General features: G+C 64.3%; 16 protein-coding genes. 10 read left to right on the top strand and 6 right to left on the bottom strand.

Annotation, left to right across the window (positions count from 1 at the left end; genetic code table 11):
* The 3 genes from IC50_RS28835 to IC50_RS28825 all read left to right on the top strand — a co-directional run.
* A partial coding sequence (locus IC50_RS28835; RefSeq protein WP_035712756.1) for an oxidoreductase occupies positions 1–762 on the top strand: 762 nt, incomplete at its 5' end.
* A 242-nt stretch (positions 763–1,004) separates the two neighbouring features.
* Positions 1,005–1,508, top strand: a complete 504-nt coding sequence (locus tag IC50_RS28830) for a GFA family protein (RefSeq protein ID WP_035712750.1) — start codon at positions 1,005–1,007, stop codon at positions 1,506–1,508.
* A 268-nt stretch (positions 1,509–1,776) separates the two neighbouring features.
* Complete coding sequence (locus IC50_RS28825) at positions 1,777–3,438, top strand: thiamine pyrophosphate-binding protein (RefSeq protein ID WP_035712747.1); 1,662 nt, start codon at positions 1,777–1,779, stop codon at positions 3,436–3,438.
* Between the two features lie 69 nt (positions 3,439–3,507).
* Here the strand turns inward: IC50_RS28825 and IC50_RS28820 are convergent, their stop codons facing one another.
* The gene (locus IC50_RS28820) at positions 3,508–4,887 is read right to left on the bottom strand and encodes an LLM class flavin-dependent oxidoreductase (RefSeq protein ID WP_035712746.1); all 1,380 of its coding nucleotides are present in this window, start codon (positions 4,885–4,887) and stop codon (positions 3,508–3,510) included.
* Positions 4,888–5,185: 298 nt separating this feature from the next.
* Here IC50_RS28820 and IC50_RS28815 point away from each other — a divergent pair, with 298 nt between their 5' ends.
* The 6 genes from IC50_RS28815 (at position 5,186) to IC50_RS28790 (ending at position 10,908) form a co-directional block, all read left to right on the top strand.
* Entirely contained in the window at positions 5,186–6,583 is a 1,398-nt protein-coding gene (locus IC50_RS28815) for a M20 family metallopeptidase (protein ID WP_035712744.1), read from the top strand.
* 98 nt (positions 6,584–6,681) lie between these two features.
* Positions 6,682–7,593, top strand: a complete 912-nt coding sequence (locus IC50_RS28810) for an amino acid ABC transporter substrate-binding protein (protein WP_035712754.1) — start codon at positions 6,682–6,684, stop codon at positions 7,591–7,593.
* 117 nt (positions 7,594–7,710) lie between these two features.
* Positions 7,711–8,442, top strand: coding sequence for an amino acid ABC transporter permease (locus IC50_RS28805; protein ID WP_035712742.1), 732 nt, complete (start codon positions 7,711–7,713; stop codon positions 8,440–8,442).
* Between the two features lie 3 nt (positions 8,443–8,445).
* Positions 8,446–9,138 carry an amino acid ABC transporter permease gene (locus tag IC50_RS28800; RefSeq protein WP_035712741.1) on the top strand — a complete coding sequence of 231 codons (693 nt, stop codon included), beginning with the start codon at positions 8,446–8,448 and terminating at the stop codon, positions 9,136–9,138.
* A gap of 12 nt (positions 9,139–9,150) precedes the next feature.
* On the top strand, positions 9,151–9,882 hold the full coding sequence (locus IC50_RS28795; protein WP_035712739.1) for an amino acid ABC transporter ATP-binding protein: 732 nt from the start codon (positions 9,151–9,153) through the stop codon (positions 9,880–9,882).
* A 165-nt stretch (positions 9,883–10,047) separates the two neighbouring features.
* Positions 10,048–10,908 carry a D-amino-acid transaminase gene (locus IC50_RS28790; protein ID WP_035712737.1) on the top strand — a complete coding sequence of 287 codons (861 nt, stop codon included), beginning with the start codon at positions 10,048–10,050 and terminating at the stop codon, positions 10,906–10,908.
* A 142-nt stretch (positions 10,909–11,050) separates the two neighbouring features.
* Here IC50_RS28790 and IC50_RS28785 read toward each other — a convergent pair whose 3' ends face one another.
* The 3 genes from IC50_RS28785 to IC50_RS28775 form a co-directional block, all read right to left on the bottom strand.
* On the bottom strand, positions 11,051–11,512 hold the full coding sequence (locus IC50_RS28785; protein WP_035712752.1) for a carboxymuconolactone decarboxylase family protein: 462 nt from the start codon (positions 11,510–11,512) through the stop codon (positions 11,051–11,053).
* Positions 11,513–11,541: 29 nt separating this feature from the next.
* Positions 11,542–13,149, bottom strand: coding sequence for an MDR family MFS transporter (locus IC50_RS28780; protein WP_035712735.1), 1,608 nt, complete (start codon positions 13,147–13,149; stop codon positions 11,542–11,544).
* A 101-nt stretch (positions 13,150–13,250) separates the two neighbouring features.
* Positions 13,251–14,432: an HlyD family secretion protein gene (locus IC50_RS28775; RefSeq protein ID WP_035712733.1), complete on the bottom strand. Its 1,182-nt coding sequence runs from the start codon at positions 14,430–14,432 to the stop codon at positions 13,251–13,253.
* A gap of 299 nt (positions 14,433–14,731) precedes the next feature.
* On the opposite strand from IC50_RS28775, the gene IC50_RS28770 reads away from it, so the two are divergent.
* On the top strand, positions 14,732–15,643 hold the full coding sequence (locus IC50_RS28770) for a LysR family transcriptional regulator (protein WP_035712731.1): 912 nt from the start codon (positions 14,732–14,734) through the stop codon (positions 15,641–15,643).
* Here IC50_RS28770 and iaaH read toward each other — a convergent pair.
* Positions 15,638–17,062, bottom strand: a complete 1,425-nt coding sequence (iaaH, locus tag IC50_RS28765) for an indoleacetamide hydrolase (RefSeq protein WP_035712728.1) — start codon at positions 17,060–17,062, stop codon at positions 15,638–15,640. The two genes, IC50_RS28770 and iaaH, sit on opposite strands and share 6 nt — an antisense overlap.
* 75 nt (positions 17,063–17,137) lie before the next feature.
* On the bottom strand, positions 17,138–19,200 hold a 2,063-nt coding region (locus IC50_RS28760), incomplete at its 5' end, for an indolepyruvate ferredoxin oxidoreductase family protein (RefSeq protein ID WP_035712726.1).

The raw sequence follows: 19,200 nt of genomic DNA, 5'->3' as shown, positions 1-19,200 counted from the left end.
GCTTCCGCCATACCGATCAAGGCGGAAGGGATGAAGGCGATGACGGCCGACGGCAAGATCTCGGACTATGAGACGCCGCGCGCGCTGGAGACCGATGAGGTCAAGGGCATCGTCGAGGCGTTCCGGCAAGGCGCGAAAAATGCGCTCGCGGCCGGTTTCGACGGCGTCGAGATCCACGGCGCCAACGGTTATCTGCTCGAGCAGTTCCTGCAGTCGCGCAGCAACCAGCGCACCGACCAATATGGCGGCTCGATCGAGAACCGCGCGCGTCTTCTGCTCGAGGTCACGCAGGCCGCGATCGACGTCTGGGGTGCGAACCGCGTCGCCGTCCGGCTGTCGCCGCACGGCATCGCCAATGATTCCGGCGAGCCTGATCCGATGCCGCTCTACACCCACGTCGTGAAGGCGCTCGACAAGCTTGGTCTCGCTTATTTGCATTTCATCGAGCCGCGTTCCAGCGGCGCCGGCCGCGCCGACGTTCACTGGGAGAACGTGCCGTCGGCGATGGCGCTGTTTCGGCCGCTCTACAGCGGCGTTCTGATGACCGCAGGCGGCTTCACCGGCGAGACCGCAAACGCGGCGATCGCCGACGGCCATGCCGACATCATCGCCTTCGGCCGCATCTTCATCTCCAACCCGGATCTGCCACGCCGCCTTCAGCACGATTATCCAATCACGCCGTACAACCGCGCGACGTTCTATGGCGGCGAGGAGAAGGGGTACACGGATTATCCCGTGTATGACGAGCTGACGCCGGCGTAACCTCTTCGTCGTTCCGGGGCGCGACGAAGTCGCGAGCCTGGAATCGATCGGGCCGCATCCCTGGAAGTGGGATGGATTCCGGGCTCGATGCTTCGCATCGCCGCGGAATGACGGGCTTGATTTGTTGTGCGACGGTTACCACAAACTCCGTCATTGCGAGCGCAGCGAAGCAATCCAGAGTCTTTCCGCGGAGGCAGTCTGGATGGTTTCGCTCTGCCCGCAATGACGATGAGGAAACACCCATGGCCAAAGCCGCAGCTGCCGCAGGTATTGCCACCGGCCAATGCCTCTGCGGCAAGATTGCCTTCGAGATCGACGTTCCCGCGCGCTGGGCCTGGCATGACCACTCCGCCGCCAGCCGCCGAGCCCATGGCGCGGCCTACGCGACCTATGTCGGAAGCTGGAAGAAGCGGTTTCGCATCACCTCGGGCAAGACGGCGCTCACGCGCTACGAGGACAAGGCGACGAAGACCGCGCGCAGCTTCTGCTCGCATTGCGGCACGCCGATCGCCTATGAGCGTCCGCGCGGCCCGCACATGGTCAACATTCCCCGTGCCCTGTTCAGGGAGCGCACCGGCCGCCAGCCGCTCTATCACATTGCGATCGAGGAACTGCAGGAATGGGCCTATACCGGCGAGCCGCTGGTGCCGTTGAAGGGATTTCCTGGCGTGGTCTGGCAGCGCTCGAAAAGGAAGAAACGCGCGGGCGGCGAGGATCCGTTCGAGCTGGGGCGCGAGGAGATGTAGCCCCTGTTCGCTCGCTCTCGTGTCCCGGACGCGCTGCAGCGTGAAACGCTGCTGCGCAGTGCCGGGACCCATGCGTCAGCGAGCCCGGCGCGAATCCGAGTCCCGGCTCAGCGTCGCACTGCTGCGCGCTGCGCCGCGGCCGGGACAGGAGAGCGCAGTTTGCCTCTCTCGCGCAACGCAGCCATGACCGCGCTTCCTTGCGCGCGCCCTCTCACTTCGGCCATCATGCCTTCCGTCCTTGCGGCAACGTCCGCTCCCTGGAGGAAACATGAAGAACAAGATCACCGGCCGCTCCGCCTTTCTCGCGCTGCTCAAGGACGAAGGCGTTACGCACCTGTTCGGCAATCCCGGCACCACCGAGCTGCCGATCATGCATGCGCTGAAGGACCATCCCGATCTCACCTATGTGATGGCGATGCAGGAGAGCCTGGTGGTGGCGATTGCCGATGGCTATAGCCGCGCCTCAGGCAAGCTGGTCGCCTGCAACGTGCACGTTGCGCCCGGCCTCGGCAACGCCATGGGCTCGCTCTACAACGCCCAGTTCACGGGCACGCCGATGATCCTGACCGCCGGCCAGCAGGAGCAGGGCCATGGCCTGATGGAGCCGGTGCTCTATGGCCCGTTGGTGCGGATGGCCGAGCCGCTGGTGAAATGGGCGATCGAGGTGACGCGGCTGGAGGATTTGCCGCGCATCGTCCGCCGCGCTGCCAAGATCGCGACCACGCCGCCGACCGGCCCTGTGTTCATCTCGCTGCCCGGCGACATCCTCAACAGCGAGGCCGGCATCGACCTCGGCCGCTCCACCCGCATCGATGCGCGCGTAAAGCCGTCGGACGAGGCGCTGAGAGCCTTTGCCGCTCGGCTGCTGAAGGCCGAGCGTCCCGTCATCGTCACCATGGACGAGGTGGTGAAGAGCGACGCGCTCAAGGAAGCCGCCGAACTCGCCGAATTGCTCGGGGCCGCCGCCTACCAATCCTCGACGCCCTATGGCTCGCACTTCCTCTCGGAGAGCCCGAGCTTCGTCGGCACGCTGGCGCGCGTGCAGAAGGTCGCGCGCGACACGCTGGCACCTTACGACCTGCTGATCGCGCTCGGCGGTGATCCCCTGCGCATGTCGGTCTACAGCGAGGTCGATGCGCTGCCGGACGGACTCGGCATCGTGCAGATCGGCCTCGTCGATTGGGAGATCGCCAAGAACTACGGCGCCGAGATCGCGCTGAAGGCTGATTTGAAGGAAACGCTGCGCGCGCTGATTCCGGTGCTGAAGGAGATGGGTGGCGAGGCATTGGCGCAACGCGCCAAGCAGCACCTCGCCGAGCTCGCGCCGAAGAACTGGACCGCGCGCCGGGCCGCGCTGGTCGAGCAGATCGGCAAGAGCGCGGGCCGCACGCCCATCGATCCGGATTTTCTGGTGCTGCAAATGGTCGAGGCCATGCCGGAAAATGCCATCCTGGTCGATGAAGGCCTGACCTCAAGCCGCCAGATCACGGCGCTGCGGGCGCATCGCGACCGCTACGGCTATCATGGCCTTGCCTCGGGGGGGATCGGCTGGGGACTGCCGGCGTCGGTCGGCGCCAGCATTGCCAATCCCGATCGGCCCGTCGTGTGCTTCTCGGGCGACGGCAGCGCGATGTACTCGATCCAGTCGCTGTGGACCGCGGCGCACCGCAAGCTGCCGCTCAACGTCGTCATCGCCAACAATGGCGGCTACCGGATCATCAAGCAGCGCCTGCTCGCCTTTCATGGCGACGACAATTACGTCGGCATGGATTTCGTCGATCCGCCCGTGGATTTTGCCGGCGTGGCGAAGGCGCTCGGCTGCGAGGCCATCAAGGTCAGCGATGGCAGCGAATTGAAGGCGACGCTGGCGTCGGCGTTCAGCCGGCCGGGCACCAAGCTGATCGAGGTGATGGTGGACGGGAAGGTCTAGCCCCGCTGTCGTCCCCGCGGACGCGCGCGTTCGCGGGGACGACAGCCTGGGTGTGACGCGACTTTCCGTCTACCCCTTCTTCCCCACCCGATACCCCGCCGCCGGATGCGGTGCGTCGAGCCGTGCACGTCCGCCGCCGAACAGTTTTTCGCGCAGCGTGCCTTTGGCATATTCGCTCTTGTACCGCCCGCGCTTGGTCAGCTCCGGCACCAGCATGTCGGAAATATCCTCGAAATCGCCGGGTGAGATCGCAAACGCGACGTTGAGACCGTCCACATCCGTCTTCTCGAACCAGTCCTCGATCTTGTCGGCGACGCTCTCGGGCGTGCCGACCACGATCGGGCCGGCGCCGCCGATGCCGACATGCTCGATGACGTCGCGCACGGTCCAGACGCGGTCGGGATCGCCGCGGGTGACGTTGTCGAGCGCGCTGCGGCCGGCATCGTTCTGAACGTGACGAACCTGCTGGTCGAGTTCATAGCCGGAGAAGTCGATGCCGGTCCATCCCGACATCAGGGCAAGCGCGCCCTCCGGATTGATATGCGACCGGTAGTCGGCGTATTTCGCCGCCGCTTCGGCCTCCGTGTTGCCGAGGATGATCGTCATCATGCTGAACATCAGGATCTCCGCCGGGTTGCGGCCGAGCGCGGCGGCTTCCTGGCGGATCGCCGCGACGCGCGGCGCAATGATCTTGGCCGACGGTCCCGACATGAAGACGCATTCGGCATGCCTGGCCGCGAACTGCCGGCCGCGCGGCGAGGTGCCGGCCTGGTACAGCACCGGCGTGCGCTGCGGGGACGGCTCGCTGAGATGAATGGTGTTGTTGATGCGGTAGTTCGCGCTCTCATGATTGACGCGATGAACCTTTGCGGGATCGGTGAAGATGCCGCGCTTGCGGTCGCGCAGCACGGCACCGTCCTCCCAGCTCCCTTCCCAGAGCTTGTAAACCACTTCCATATATTCATCGGCGATGTCGTAGCGATCGTCATGTCCGGTCTGCTTGTCCTTGCCGGCGCCGCGCGCGGCGCTGTCGAGATAGCCGGTGACGACGTTCCAGCCGATGCGCCCCTCGGTGAGGTGATCGAGCGTCGACATCCGCCGTGCGAACGGGTAGGGCGGCTCGAATGACAGATTGCTGGTGACGCCAAAACCGAGATTTTGCGTCACTGCGGCCATCGCCGACAGCAGCAGCAGCGGTTCGTTCGACGGCGTCTGTGCTGCATTGCGCAAGGCTGCATCAGGGCTGTTGCCATAGACATCGTAGACCCCGAGCACGTCGGCCAGGAACAGCCCGTCGAAGCGGCCGCGCTCCAGTGTCCTGGCGAGATCAATCCAATAGGGCAGGCGGTTATAGTCGGCGGTGCGGTCTCGCGGATGGGTCCACAGGCCCGGTGACTGATGCGCGACGCAATTCATCGCAAAGGCGTTGAGCCTGATCTCTTTGGCCATGCTGGTCCCCTCGTCGCCCTGTACTGAGCGCTCTTCGGATGATAGATGTGCGCCCCAACTTGGCGAAGTTCTTGCATATAATTGGCTCTTGGCAAGGGCCAAGAATAGAGAGCCGGGGCGTTGGCAAGGTCAAAATCAGCGGTGCCGCCGCGCTCGGCAAGCCAATCTCAAGCGAGCAAGAACGAAATCCCAAGAGAACTACAAGAGAAACTTCAAGAACTGTCCAAGCCCCCGCCACTTTCGACGGCCTATGTAGCCCGCTACGTTCGCCCGCGTCGAAACCTTGAAAACGAAAGCAATGACCAGAGCCGATGCCATCGCCCGCGCGCGGGACGACTTCAAATCCGGTGCGTTCCTCGCTGAACTCGACCGCCGCGTCGCGTATCGGACCGAGAGCCAGAATCCGTCGCGCGGCGCCGAACTGCGTGCCTATCTGGAGCAGGAGATGCAGCCGGCTTTCGCCGCGCTCGATTTTTCCAGCCGCATCGTCGAATCCCCCAGCGGCAAGGCGCCCTTCCTGTTCGCCGAGCATCACGAGAGCGCGTCCGCGCCGACCGTGCTGGTCTACGGCCATGGCGACGTCGTCGACGGCATGGAGGGGGAGTGGCGCGAGGGGCGCGATCCCTGGCGCACGGCGGTTGCGGGGACGCGCCTTTACGGCCGGGGCACCGCCGACAACAAGGGCCAGCACAGCATCAACATGGCGGCACTCCGTGCGGTACGTGGCGCGCGCGGCGGCAAGCTCGGCTTCAACGCCAAATTCATCATCGAGATGGGCGAGGAGATCGGTTCGCCCGATCTCGGCAAGGTCTGTGATCTCCATCGCGACGCACTCAAGGCCGACCTGTTCATGGCCTCCGACGGGCCGCGCCTGTCCGCTGACCGGCCGACGCTCTTTCTCGGCTGCCGTGGCGGCATCCGCGTCCATCTCGACGTGAATCTGCGCGACGGCGGCCACCATTCCGGCAATTGGGGCGGCGTGCTCGCCAACCCCGCGACCATCCTGGTCAACGCGATCTCGACGCTGGTCGACGGCCACGGCCGTCTCCTGCTCGATGCCCTGAAGCCGCCACGGCTCACCAACCAGATCCGCAGCTATCTGGCGGACGTGCAGGTGGTGCCGACCGCGGACGAGCCCGCACTGGCCGAGAACTGGGGCGAGGAGGGATTGTCCGCGGCCGAACGGCTTTACGCCTGGAACACGCTGGAAGTGCTGGCGATGTCAGCTGGCAACATCGAGAAGCCGGCGAACGCCATTCCCGGCCAGGCCAATGCCGTGCTGCAACTGCGTTTCGTGGTCGGCACCAAGATCGACGGGCTGATCGACGCGATCCGCGCGCATCTGGTCCAGAAGGGGTTTCCCATGGTCGAGGTGCGGGCGGCGCAGAGCTTTGCCGCCTCGCGCACCGATTTCGACAGCCCCTGGATCAAATGGGCGGCGGATTCGGTCGAAGAGACCACAGGCAAGGCGCCGGCAGTGCTGCCGAATTTCGGCGGCTCGCTACCGAACGACGTGTTTTCCGAGATTTTGGGCCTGCCGACGATCTGGGTCCCGCACTCCTATCCCGGCTGCTCCCAGCATGCGCCCAATGAGCACATCCTGCTGCCATTGACCGAAGAGGCCTTGACGGTGATGGCCGGGCTGTTCTGGGATCTCGGCCAACTGCCAGGACCGCTAACAAGATCCCTAAGCTGAGCCGTTAACCTGAGCCGCGATCTCGCCGAAAGTCACATTCTAATCCGGGCCGATTTGTGCTTGCATCCGGCCGCATCATCCTGAAAGGGGACAAAGAAGTGAAACATTTCCGTAGCATTGGGCTCGCACTCGCCGCGACCTTCGTCGTCAGCCAGGCCGGGGCCGCGGAGCTGACCGGCACGCTGAAGAACATCAAGGACACCGGCGCCATCACGCTGGGCTTCCGCGATTCCTCGATCCCGTTCTCCTATCTCGACGACAACCAGAAGCCGGTCGGGTTCGCGATGGACATCTGCTATAAGATCGTCGACGCCGTGAAGAAGGAGCTCAAGCTCGACAAGCTCGAGGTCAAGCTCAACCCGGTGACGTCGGCGACGCGTATCCCGCTGATGGCCAACGGCACGATCGACCTCGAATGCGGCTCGACCACCAACAATGCCGAGCGCCAGAAGCAGGTCGCCTTCACCAACACCCACTTCCTGACCGCCAGCCGCTACGTCTTCAAGAAGTCGAGCGGCCTGAAGTCGATCGACGATCTCAAGGGCAAGACGGTGGTCTCGACTGCCGGCACCACCAACATCAAGCAGCTCACCGAGGCCAACGTCGAGAAGAAGCTCGGCGCCAACATCATCCCGGCCAAGGATCACGCCGAAGCCTTCCTGATGGTCGAAACGGATCGCGCGGTCGCCTTCGTGATGGACGACATCCTGCTGGCCAGCCTCGTCGCTGGCTCCAAGAATCCGTCCGACTACGTGATCTCCAAGGACGCGTTCTCCAAGCCGGAGCCCTACGGCATCATGCTGCGCAAGGACGATGCGCCGTTCAAGAAGGTTGTCGACGCGGCGACCGCCGCGCTCTACACCTCCGGCGAGGGCCAGAAGATCTACGACAAGTGGTTCATGTCCAAGATCCCGCCGAAGGGTTTGAACCTCAATACCCCGATCTCGGAGGGGCTGAAGCACGAGTTCGCGAAGCCTTCGGACTCGCCGAACCCGGACGATTACAAGTAAGCTAGAACCTCGATCTTTCGATCGGGATCATGTCCGGCCACTCTTGACAGCAGGGTGGCCGGACATTTGCATAGGCGCTCAGGACATCCATGACTGGCGCGTTCGCGCGGGGGACACGTGAACTACAACTGGAACTGGGGAATCTTCTTCCAGCCGAACCCGATGGGGACCGGCACCTATCTCGACATGCTGCTGTCGGGGCTGGTGCTGACCCTCGAGACCGCGGCCCTGGCCTGGGTCATCGCGCTGATCACCGGCTCGGTCGTCGGCGTCATGCGCACGCTGCCGTCGAAGGGGGCCACCTGGTTCGGCTTCGCTTATGTCGAATTCTTCCGCAACATGCCGCTCCTGGTGCAGTTGTTCCTGTGGTTCTTCGTGCTGCCGGAAATTCTGCCCAAAGCCGCCGGGCTCTGGCTCAAGCAATTGCCCAACGCGCCGTTCTGGACCGCGGCGATCGGAATCGGCCTGTTCATGTCGGCGCGCGTTGCCGTCCAGCTCCAGGCCGGCATCGGTTCACTGCCGCGCGGGCAGAAGATGGCCGCAACCGCGCTGGGCCTGACCACCGTGCAGGGCTATCGCTACGTGCTGCTGCCGATGGCTTTCCGCATCATCCTGCCGCCGCTGACGTCCGAGTTCCTCAACACCATCAAGAACACCGCGGTCGCCATCACCATCGGCCTGCTCGAGCTGACCGGACAGGCGCGCTCGATGCAGGAATTCTCGTTCCAGGTGTTCGAGGCCTTCACCGCCGCGACCCTCCTCTATCTCCTCGTCAACGCCGTCGTCGTGACCGCGATGCGCTTCCTCGAGCGCTGGGTCGCGATCCCCGGCTACATCACGGGGAAATAAACGATGCTCGGCAATTTCGATTTCGACGTCATCCGCCGCGCGCTGCCCTATCTGTTCTACGAGGGCATGACGTTCACGCTGACCCTGACGGGCCTCGCAGCACTCGGCGGCCTGGTCTTCGGCACGGCGCTCGCCCTGATGCGCCTCTCCGGCTTCAAGCTGCTCGGCCGGATCGCCGGCATCTATGTCGACTTCATGCGCTCGCTGCCGCTGGTGCTGGTGATCTTCTGGTTCTACTTCCTGGTGCCCTATATCGGGCAGTGGCTGACCGGCGCCTCGCGCCCGATCAGCGTCGGCGCGTTCGCATCCTCGCTCATCACCTTCATCATGTTCGAGGCCGCGTACTTCTCCGAGATCATGCGTGCCGGCATTCAGTCGATTTCGCGCGGCCAGCCGGCCGCGGCTAGCGCGCTGGGACTGACCTACGCGCAGACCATGCGCTACGTCGTGCTGCCGCAGGCCTTCCGCAACATGCTGCCGGTGCTGATCACGCAGACCATCGTTCTGTTCCAGGACACCTCGCTCGTCTACGTCCTGTCGATCACGGACTTCCTCGGCGCGGCGAGCAAGGTCGCGCAGCGCGACGGACGTCTCGTCGAAATGTACCTGTTCGCAGCTGTCGTCTACTTCACCATTTCCTGTATCGCGTCCTTCGGCGTCCGCCGCCTGCAGGCGCGCATCGCCATCATTCGCTAGAGCGTGTCGGTCATGATCGAAATCAGCCACGTCAACAAATGGTACAGCCCGACCTTTCAGGTGCTGACCGACTGCACCACCAGCGTCACCAAGGGCGAGGTCGTCGTGGTGTGCGGCCCGTCCGGCTCGGGCAAGTCCACGCTGATCAAATGCGTCAATGCGCTGGAGCCGTTCCAGAGCGGCGACATCCTGGTCGACGGCACCAAGGTCAACGATCCCAAGACCAACCTGCCGAAGCTGCGGTCGCGCGTCGGCATGGTGTTCCAGCATTTCGAGCTGTTTCCGCATCTCAAGATCATCGACAATCTCTGTCTGGCGCAGGAGAAGGTGCTGGGGCGGTCGCACGACAAGGCCCAGACCAAAGGCATGCAGCTCCTGGAGCGCGTCGGGTTGAAGGAGCAGGCGCAGAAATTCCCGGCGCAGCTCTCCGGCGGCCAGCAGCAGCGCGTCGCCATTGCCCGTGCGCTCGCCATGGACCCGATCGTCATGCTGTTCGACGAGCCGACCTCGGCGCTCGATCCTGAAATGGTCAGCGAGGTGCTCGACGTCATGGTCGATCTCGCTCGTGAGGGCATGACCATGATGGTGGTGACCCATGAGATGGGCTTTGCCCGCAAGGTCGCCAACCGTGTGATCTTCATGGACCGCGGCGAGATCGTCGAGGACGCGGCGAAGGACGACTTCTTCGGCAAGCCGCGCAGCGACCGCGCGCAGAAGTTCTTGTCGAAGATCCTGTCGCATTGACCACTGCCGTCATTCCGGGGCGCCTCGCATAGGCGAAGCCGGAATCTCGAGATTCCGGGCTCATTCGCTGCGCGAATGCCCCGGAATGACGAAACGAGGGGTGATCGGCGCCCCCAACCGGCGTATAAGCGCGCCTAATTCCCCCTTCTCGCCAGGAGACCTGCCTTGGACCCGATCGCCTACGTCAACGGCTCATTCGTCCCGCTCTCGGAGGCCAGGATCTCGGTGCTGGATCGCGGTTTCCTGTTCGCCGACGGCATCTACGAAGTCTCGGCCGTGCTCGACGGCAAGCTGGTCGACAATGCTGCGCATCTGGCCCGGCTGGAACGTTCCGTCGGCGAGATCAAGCTGAAGCTGCCCGAGACGGTCGAGCGCATCACCGAGCTCCAGAAGGAGCTGATCGCGCGCAACAAGCTCCAGAACGGCCTCGTCTATCTCCAGGTCACGCGCGGCGCCGACAAGGGGCGCGATTTCCCGTTCCCCAAGGGTGACGTCAAGTCAAGCCTGGTGATGTTCACCTCGGAGAAGGACATCATTAACGCGGCGTCAGCGAAGACCGGCATCGACGTGATCACCGTGCCCGACATCCGCTGGGAGCGGCGCGACATCAAGAGCGTGGCCTTGCTGGCGCAGGTGCTGGCGAAGCAGGCCGCGGCGGAAGCCGGCGCCGGCGAGGCCTGGATGCTGCAGGATGGCTACGTCACCGAGGGTGGTTCGTCGTCGGCGTTCATCCTGACCAAGGATGACGTCATCGTAACCCGCAAGAATTCCAACGCGATCCTGCCGGGCTGCACCCGCAAGGCCGTGATCGCGCTTGCCGAGGAGCGCCAGCTCCGCGTCGAGGAACGGTCCTTCACGGTCGCCGAGGCGCTCGCTGCCAAGGAAGCCTTCATCACCAGCGCATCCTCCTTCGTGCAGCCGGTGGTCGCGATCGACGGCAAGAAGATCGGCGACGGCAAGCCCGGCCCGATGGCAACGCGCCTGCGTGAGATTTACGTCGAGTTCGCCAAGGCGACGGCGGTCTGAGCCGCACCCACCGCTGTCATCGCCCGGCCCTGACCGGGCGATCCAGTACTCCGAGGCAGTCGTGTTACATTGATAGGCCGCGGCGTACTGGATGCCCCGCTTTCGCGTGGCATGACGGCGGAGTTAGGTGAGCGAGCGCCCCCTACGCCACCGAAGCCTTCACCTTCACCGGATGCACCGCGCGGAACGCGATCGCGATCCTGTTCCAGGCGTTGATGGCGCCGATCAGCATGGTCAGGTTCACCGTTTCCTCGTCGGAGAACTGCGCGCGGACCTGTTCGTAGACGTCGTCGGGCGCGTGGGTCTGCGAGATCAGCGTCACCGATTCCGTCCAGGCCAGTGCCGCGCGCTCGCGGTCGGAATAAAGCGGGGATTCGCGCCAGGCATTGAGCAGGTAGATGCGCTGCTCGGTCTCGCCGCGCTTGCGGGCGTCCTCGGTGTGCATGTTGATGCAGAAGGCGCAGCCGTTGATCTGCGATGCCCGGATCTTGACCAGCTCGATCAGTGATTTCTCGAGCCCGGTGGACTGGATCTGCTCCTCCAGCGTCATCAGCGCCTTCATCGTATCTGGGGCGGCCTGGTAGAAATTCATGCGGGGTTTCATCATCGCGCTCCTTGCTTGCTGGGTTGACGTCAGTGGGCACCACCGGCCGAGGTCTGGCCAGTCTTTTTCAGGAAGAGGACGGCGAGCAGCGCCACGACCAGCGCCATGCCGAGCAAATAGAAGGTGTCGCTGAAAGCGAGGATATAGGCCTGCTTCTGCACGATACGGCCGATGGCGACATAGGCGCGATGCGCGGCGTCCGCATGATCGAGGACGCCGTGATTGACGAAATACCGGGTGAGTTGCTCCAGTCGCGTGCGCGTTGCCTGCTCGAATATCGAGACCGACTGCATGAGCACGTTGGAGTGATACTGTTCGCGCTTGGTCAGAACAGTCTGCAGGATCGCAATTCCGACGGCGCCGCCGAGGTTGCGCATCATGTTGAACAGGCCCGACGCCGAGCCTGCGTTCTCGGCTTCGATGCCGGCGGTTGCCACTGCCGAGAGCGGCGCCATCACCAGCGCCTGGCCGATCGCGCGAACGATGTTGGGCCACAGCAGCTGGTCGGCGGCGTAGTCGCTGGTCATGTAAATGTTCATGAAGTTGGAAGCCGCAAACAGCACGAAGCCGGCGCCGATGATGATCCGCGCGTCGAAGCGCCGCATCAGGCGCGGCACCAGCGGGATCAGCACGAGCTGCGGCAGTCCGGTCCATGCCAGCACCATGCCGATCTGCTCGGCATTGTAGCCCTGGATGCGCGACAGATATTGCGGCAGGATGAACACCGAGCCGTAGAGCGCGATGCCGAGCAGGAAGTTCGCGAGCATGCCGAAGCCGAAATTGCGGCGCACCAGCAGGCGCAGGTTCAAGAGTGGCTTCTTCACCGTGAGCTCGATGATCAGGAAGGCGGTCAGCGCCACCGCCGCGATCACCGACAGCTTGACGATGAAGGGCGATCCGAACCAGTCGTCCTTGTTGCCTTCCTCCAGCACGGTCTGGAGCGCCGAAAGGCCGATTGCCATGGTGACGATGCCGGCCCAGTCGCCCTCGCGCAAAAGCGAGAGTTTCATCGGCTTGGCTTCGAGCGCGTACCAGAGCATGCCGACCATGATCGCGCCCGGCACGAGGTTGACGTAGAAGATGTACTGCCAGCCGAAATTCTCGGTGAGATAGCCGCCGATGGTCGGGCCGATCGCCGGCGCGAACGTCGCCGAGAGCGCGAACAGCGCGAGGCCCACCGGCTGCTTTGCGCGCGGCAGCAGGGTGATGATCAGCGTGAAGGCCATCGGGATCAGCACGCCGCCGGTGAAGCCCTGGATGGCGCGCAGCACGATCATCTGCGACAGATCATGCGCCAGCGCGCAGGCAGCGGACAGGACCAGGAACAGGATCGCGTTGGTAAGCAGATAGATGCGGATCGAGAACACCTGCGCCAGCCAGCCGGACAGCGGGATCACCACGATCTCGGCGACAAGATAGGAGGTCGAGATCCACCCGCCGTCATCGATGCCGGCGCCGATTGCGCCCTGGATGTCGGCGAGCGAGGCATTGACGATCTGGATGTTCAGCACCGCCATGAAGGCCCCAAGCGTTGCGCCGATCACCGCGATCCAGGTCTTGGCCGGCACCGCCGGAGCGGCGGGCGCGGGAATGCTGGCGGCGGATGCGGCATTGAGGGCGGGTTGGAGCGTGCTCATGGAAGCCTCGTCTCGGGTACGGAGACAGGATGCGGATGATTTCGATAGTCGAGGAAGGATCATCCGGCGGATTTGACGATTCTGCCGGAGCCTTCCCGGGGTCAGCCGCCGTTCGGGCGGAGCATGTTGTCGGCGAGACGCTTGGCCGTCTCTCGCTCGGCCAGCACGGTCGCCTTGGTGTCGATGGTCGGCACCGCGGACATGCCAGGGCGGAGCAGACCGGTGAGGCTGTGGTCGTCGAGCACGATCTTCACCGGAACACGCTGCACGATCTTGGTGAAATTGCCGGTCGCGTTGTCGGGCGGCAACAAGGCGAATTCGAGCCCGCTCGCCGGCGACAGGCTGTCGACATGGCCGTGCAGGGCCCGACTGCGAAAACTGTCGACGTACAGCTCGACCGGCTGGCCAGGCCGCACATGCGTGAGCTGGGTCTCCTTGAAGTTGGCAACGACATAGACCGCATCGAGCGGCACCACAGCCATCAATTGCGTGCCGGCCTGCACGTACTGGCCGACGCGCAAGCTACGGGCGCCGATCGTGCCATCCACCGGCGCGGTGATCTCGGTATAGGAAAGGTTCAGCGTCGCCTGCTGCGCGACCGCACGGGCGCGTTCGAGCTGGGCTGCGGCCTGGGCGCGCTGGCTGGTGAGCACGTCGATCTTGCGCTGCGCAGCCACAAGGCCGTACTTCGCGTGCTGCAATTGCGCGCTGCTGGCGCGCAGCGCCGCGTCGGTCTGCTGCGCGCGCTGGATCGTGCCGGAGCCCGTCTTCATGAGGTCGTCGTAGCGGGCGCGCTCCTCTTGTGCGAATTTCAGATTGGCGTCCGCAGCAGCGACGTCAGCCGTGCTTTGCTCGATGATCGGCTGTTGCAGCTCGAGCTGTGCATCGATGTTGCGCACGGAGGCTTCGGCAGCTGCGACATCGGCGCGGGCCTGGTCGAGCGCCGCCCTGAAATCGCGGTCGTCGATCTTGGCCAGCAGCTGGCCTGCCTTGACCTTCTCGTTGTCGCTGACGAGCACCTTTGCGATGTAGCCGGACACCTTCGGCGCGACGATCGTGGAATCGGCCTTCACATAGGCGTCATCGGTGGTCTCGAGGTAGCGGCCGTGGGTCCAGTAATCGTGTCCGTAGTAGGCTGTGGTTGCCGTGCCTGCGAGGAGCGCGAGCACCAAGGCGGCGCGCCGGACCTTGTTCCAGGTCGGGACAGCGGACGGCGCCTCGGGGTAATCTCGAGTGATTTCAGTCGCTTGCTGGAAGGTCTCGGTGCGGGGCATCTCGGACATTGCGGTCTCCTGTCGGCTCCCTGAGACTATCGGCCTTGCCGGCCCGCATGATAATTGGCAAAATTCCGGAAGGATTATCCATTGGAGGTGGATAATCGGGGCCGTCGCCTTGGTTCGTAATGTCTACCGAACCAGGCGCGCGACCGCCCCAGAGCGATTGCTGCCTCTGTCGCGCGATTGCTGCTGATGCATGCGTCCGCTCGCAGGCGAAGCTGCAAGCAGGGCGAGCCATGTGTGTGAACTGATAATCCGGGACGAATGTCCCGCGATTGTCGATCAAGAGCGGATAGTCAGGCGGCATGGATCGATTGACCAGCCTCGAAGTGTTCAGCCGGGTGGTCGAGACCGGCGGCTTCTCCGCAGCCGCCCGCAAGCTCAACATGTCGACCACCATGGTGAGCAACCACATTCAGGCATTGGAAGACCGGCTCGGGGTAAGGCTGCTTCACCGCACCACGCGCAAGGTCAATCTTACCGAGATCGGCAAGGCCTATTACGACCGCTGCGTCCAGATCCTCGCCGACATCGAACAGGCCGACGACATCGCGAGCGAATTGCAGTCGGTGCCCCGCGGCACGCTGCGCATTCATGTCGCTACGCACATGGTGCCGCTTGTCGCGCCGGTCGTGGCGAAGCTGCTGTCGACCTATGCGGAACTCAAGATCGATCTGCGCATGGGCGAGGCCGATGTCGATCTCATCGAGGAGGGCTACGACGTTGCCCTGCGCATGACCCCGCCGCCTGATTCGAGCCTGATCGTGCGGAGCCTTGCCACCTGGCGTCACGTGCTGTGCTGCTCGCACGATTATATCGAGAAGAACGGCCGGGTGCAGAAGCTCGACGAGCTCACCGGGCACAATTGCGGTCGGCACTTGAACTATCCGTTCGGCGACGAATGGCGCTTCCTTGATCGCAAAGGCACACCGGCCTCCGTGCGCATCTCGGGCAGCTTCGTCACCAATAGCGGGGAAGCGCTGAGGAAGGTTGCGCTGGAGGGGGCCGCCGTCTGTCTGATGGCGGGGTTTCTCATTCAGGACGACCTGGAAGTGGGCCGCCTCGTGCGCCTCTTGCCGGAATATCGGACCGTCGAACTCTCCATGAACGCGGTCTATCCGCACCGTCATCATCTGTCGGCGAAGGTCAGGACCTTCATCGACCTGCTCGTGGATTACAGCGCCGAGCAGCAGAAGCTGATCAACCCGTATTCATGATCGGTGCGGCGGCGGTAGTCGTCCGAAAATGATTTCCAGCGCCATTCCAATGGCAAGCAGGTGCCGGTCGCTGCCTGCTGGGCCGTCCAGCTCGAGCCCGATCGGCAGTTGGCTGGTGCCGCCAAGTGCGACCGGGATCTGGATTCCGGGAATGCCGGCATTGCTACCGGGATCGGTGTTCTGAATGAAGAGGCCGAAGTTCTCGGGGCTGCTGGAGTCGGGATTGGAAGCAATCGCGACCCGCGGCGTTGTCGGGAAAGCGATGGCGTCGAGTCTGTTCCCGGAAAACGTATCGGCGTACAGCGTTTGGAGCGCGGGGCGCGCGATCTTGATCGCGGCATCGTATATCGGTTTGGCGTCAATCAGCGTGTTGTCGGGGCCCGGCAGCTTGCGCGGGATGACAAGGCCATCATAGGTGCCCTTCACGTCGAGACTTGAGATGTCTTTGGCCAGCGCTTCGATGCTGAGGCCGGTACCGGTGTGATCGAGGTACGCGATCATGTCGTCGTAAGCCTCGTACAGCGCCACGGGAAAGCCGACCTGGCCGTTGAGCTCCGCCAGTTGAGGCATCTCGATCTCGACGATCGTGATGCGCTGCGCCATCATTTTCGCGATTGCCGCGCGGAAGGCGACCTCCGTGTCGGCATCGAGATTGGTCAGCATCGACGACGCGATGCCGATCCGCACCTGCTTCAAATCAGCCGGCTCAATCTCGTCTCCACCCGCGATGACGCGGTCGAGCAGCTCGACATCGGCTATCGTCGCGGCCATCGGGCCTGCGGTGTCTCGGGTGTGCGAGATCGGGGCGATCCCCGCTTGCGGATACCGCCCGACCGTTGGCCGCAACGAGGCGCACCCGTTCAGGGCGGCCGGCACGCGCACCGATCCGCCGGTGTCGGTGCCGAGCCCGCCGGCGACGATCCGCGCGCCGATCGCGGCGCCCGTCCCGGACGAGGAGCCGCCGGCGATCAAGGCGCGATCATAGGCGTTGCGCACGCCGAACTCGGCGCCGGTCCTGAACGCGGTGTTGTAGCCGGAGATGCCGAAGGCCAGCTCGTGCATGCTGGTCTTGCCGATGATGATCGCTCCCGCGGCCCGCAGTCTTGCCACGACAGGCGCATCGGCCCTCGGAATGTAATCCTTCAGCGCGGGGGTGCCGGCGCTACAGGGCAGCCCGGCCACCTCGATATTGTCCTTGATCACGACGGGCACGCCGCCAAGCAGCTTGCTCCTGTCGCCCTTTGCGTCGAACGCCGCGGCGGCCGTCAAGGCGCCGGCCTCGTCCAGCGTGACGAAGGCATTGAGATCGGCGTTGGCTTTGGCGCGGGCAAGAGCTTCCCGGGTGAGCGTGGTGCTCGTGACCTTCCCGGCGCGGAGGCCGTTCGCGGCCTCGGTCAGTGTCAGCTGGTCGAAATCCATGATGCGTCACCCGATCACGGGAGTGCCATCAGGGCGCCCCCCGGGTTGAGAAGCTGAAGCTTCGCCGGCGCCCCGTCAACCGGTGGCGCGCATCTTTGCCGGCGATGGCGTGTGGAGTTCATCGAACAGCCGCTCGACTTCCGCCTTCGCCTTCCCAATCGCGGCATCCTTGACCGGGCCATAGCCGCGGATCTCCATGGGCGCTTTTGCAATCGCGACGAGATCCGCAAGGCGCGCAGCGCCGAGCTGGCCGAGGATCCGTTCAAGCAGGCCCTCATACCAGCGGATCAACTCTCGCTCTGCGCGCCGTTCCGCGGTATAGCCGAATGGATCGAACGGCGTTCCGCGCAGCCCCTTCAAGTGCGCGAGCATGGTTAGAGGCATCTGGATCCACTGGCCGAAGGCGCGTTTGCGTGGACGTCCACGTCCGTCGCGGCGCGACGGCAGGAACGGCGGGGCGAGGTGATACTGGATTTTGAAGCCATCCTCGAATTCGCGTTTAAGCTCATCGAGGAATCCGCCTTGCATGTGCAGCCGCGCCACCTCGTACTCGTCCTTGTAGGCCATCAGCTTGAACAGGGTGCGCGCCACGGCCTCGGTCAGCGCCTCGCTGTTCAGCGGAATCTCGTCGTGGCGAACCTTCTCGACCATTCCCCGGTAGCGCGCGGCATAGGCTTCGTCTTGGTAGGCAGTCAGGAATTCGGCGCGACGGTCGATGGCCTGGTCGAGCGTCTCGGCCTTCGACGCATCGTCTGCCTTCGGTAACAGGTCCGGATCGGCCGCGGCGATCCGGCCCCAGGCAAAGGCCTGCTTGTTGCGCTCGACCGCGACGCCGTTGAGCTCGATCGCGCGCAATAGCGCGGGAAGCGAGATCGGAACCAATCCGCGCTGCCAGGCAAAGCCGAGCACGATGATGTTGGCATAGACGGCATCGCCGAGCAGCTGTTCGGCCATCGCATTCGCATTGATCGCCCCGAGATTGCTCTCGCCGATCACGCGGCCGATCGCGCGCAGGCGGGCTGGCGCGGCGAGATCGGCGTCGCGGAAGCGGACGACGTCGCCGGTTGGCATCTCCGCGGTGTTGAGCGCAGCGCGCGTGCCTTTCCGGTAGGTTCCGGACGCCTTTGGCGAGGAGCTGACGACGAGATCGCAGCCGATCAGCGCGTCGGCCGCGCCCTGGTCGATGCGGACCTGATGCAACGCGTCGGGGCTCGCGGCGAGGCGGATGTAGCTCAGCACGGGACCAAATTTCTGCGCAAAGCCGGTAAAGTCCAGTACCGAGACGCCGCTTCGTTCGAGATGCGCAGCCATGCCGATCAGGGCGCCAACCGTGATCACGCCGGTTCCGCCGACGCCGGTCACCAGCAGATCGTAGGGTCGCTCGAGCGTTGCGGGGGTGGGCAGGGGTAGCGTGGCTGCGCGACCGACCGCGTCGATCCGGCTCGCGCCTTTCTTCCGGCGCGTCGCGCCTTCGACGGTCACAAAACTTGGGCAGAAGCCGTTGAGGCAGGAAAAATCCTTGTTGCAGGCCGACAGATTGATCTGGCGCTTGCGGCCGAACGGCGTCTCCTTCGGCTCGACGCTGAGGCAATTGGATTCGATCGAGCAGTCGCCGCAGCCTTCGCAGACGAGGTCGTTGATGTAGGCGAAGCGTTTGGGATCGGCCATCTGCCCGCGCTTGCGACGGCGTCGCTTCTCGGTGGCACAGGTCTGCTGATAGATCAGGACGGACACGCCGGAGATGTCGCGCAAGTCGCGCTGCACGGCGTCCATTTCTTCGCGGGGATGGATGGTGACGCCGCTGGGCAAGTCGGCCGGGTTGAAGTGCGCGGGATCATCCGACACCAGTGCGATGCGCGCCACGCCCTCGGCACGGACGCTGTGGGCGATGGCATGCACGCTGACCGGGCCGTCGACCGGCTGGCCGCCAGTCATCGCCACGGCATCGTTGAACAGGATCTTGTAGGTGACGTTGGCCTTGGCTGCGATCGCCTGTCGGATCGCCATCGAGCCGGAGTGATAGTAGGTGCCTTCGCCGAGATTCTGGAACACGTGCTTGTTGCCGGTGAACCTTGACGATGCCGCCCAGTTCACGCCTTCGCCGCCCATCTGGATCAGCGACGAAGTCTCGCGGTCCA

Source organism: Bradyrhizobium genomosp. I (2014), from assembly GCF_000261685.1.
Lineage (GTDB): Bacteria > Pseudomonadota > Alphaproteobacteria > Rhizobiales > Xanthobacteraceae > Bradyrhizobium.
This window is presented reverse-complemented; position numbering and strand designations above follow the sequence as displayed.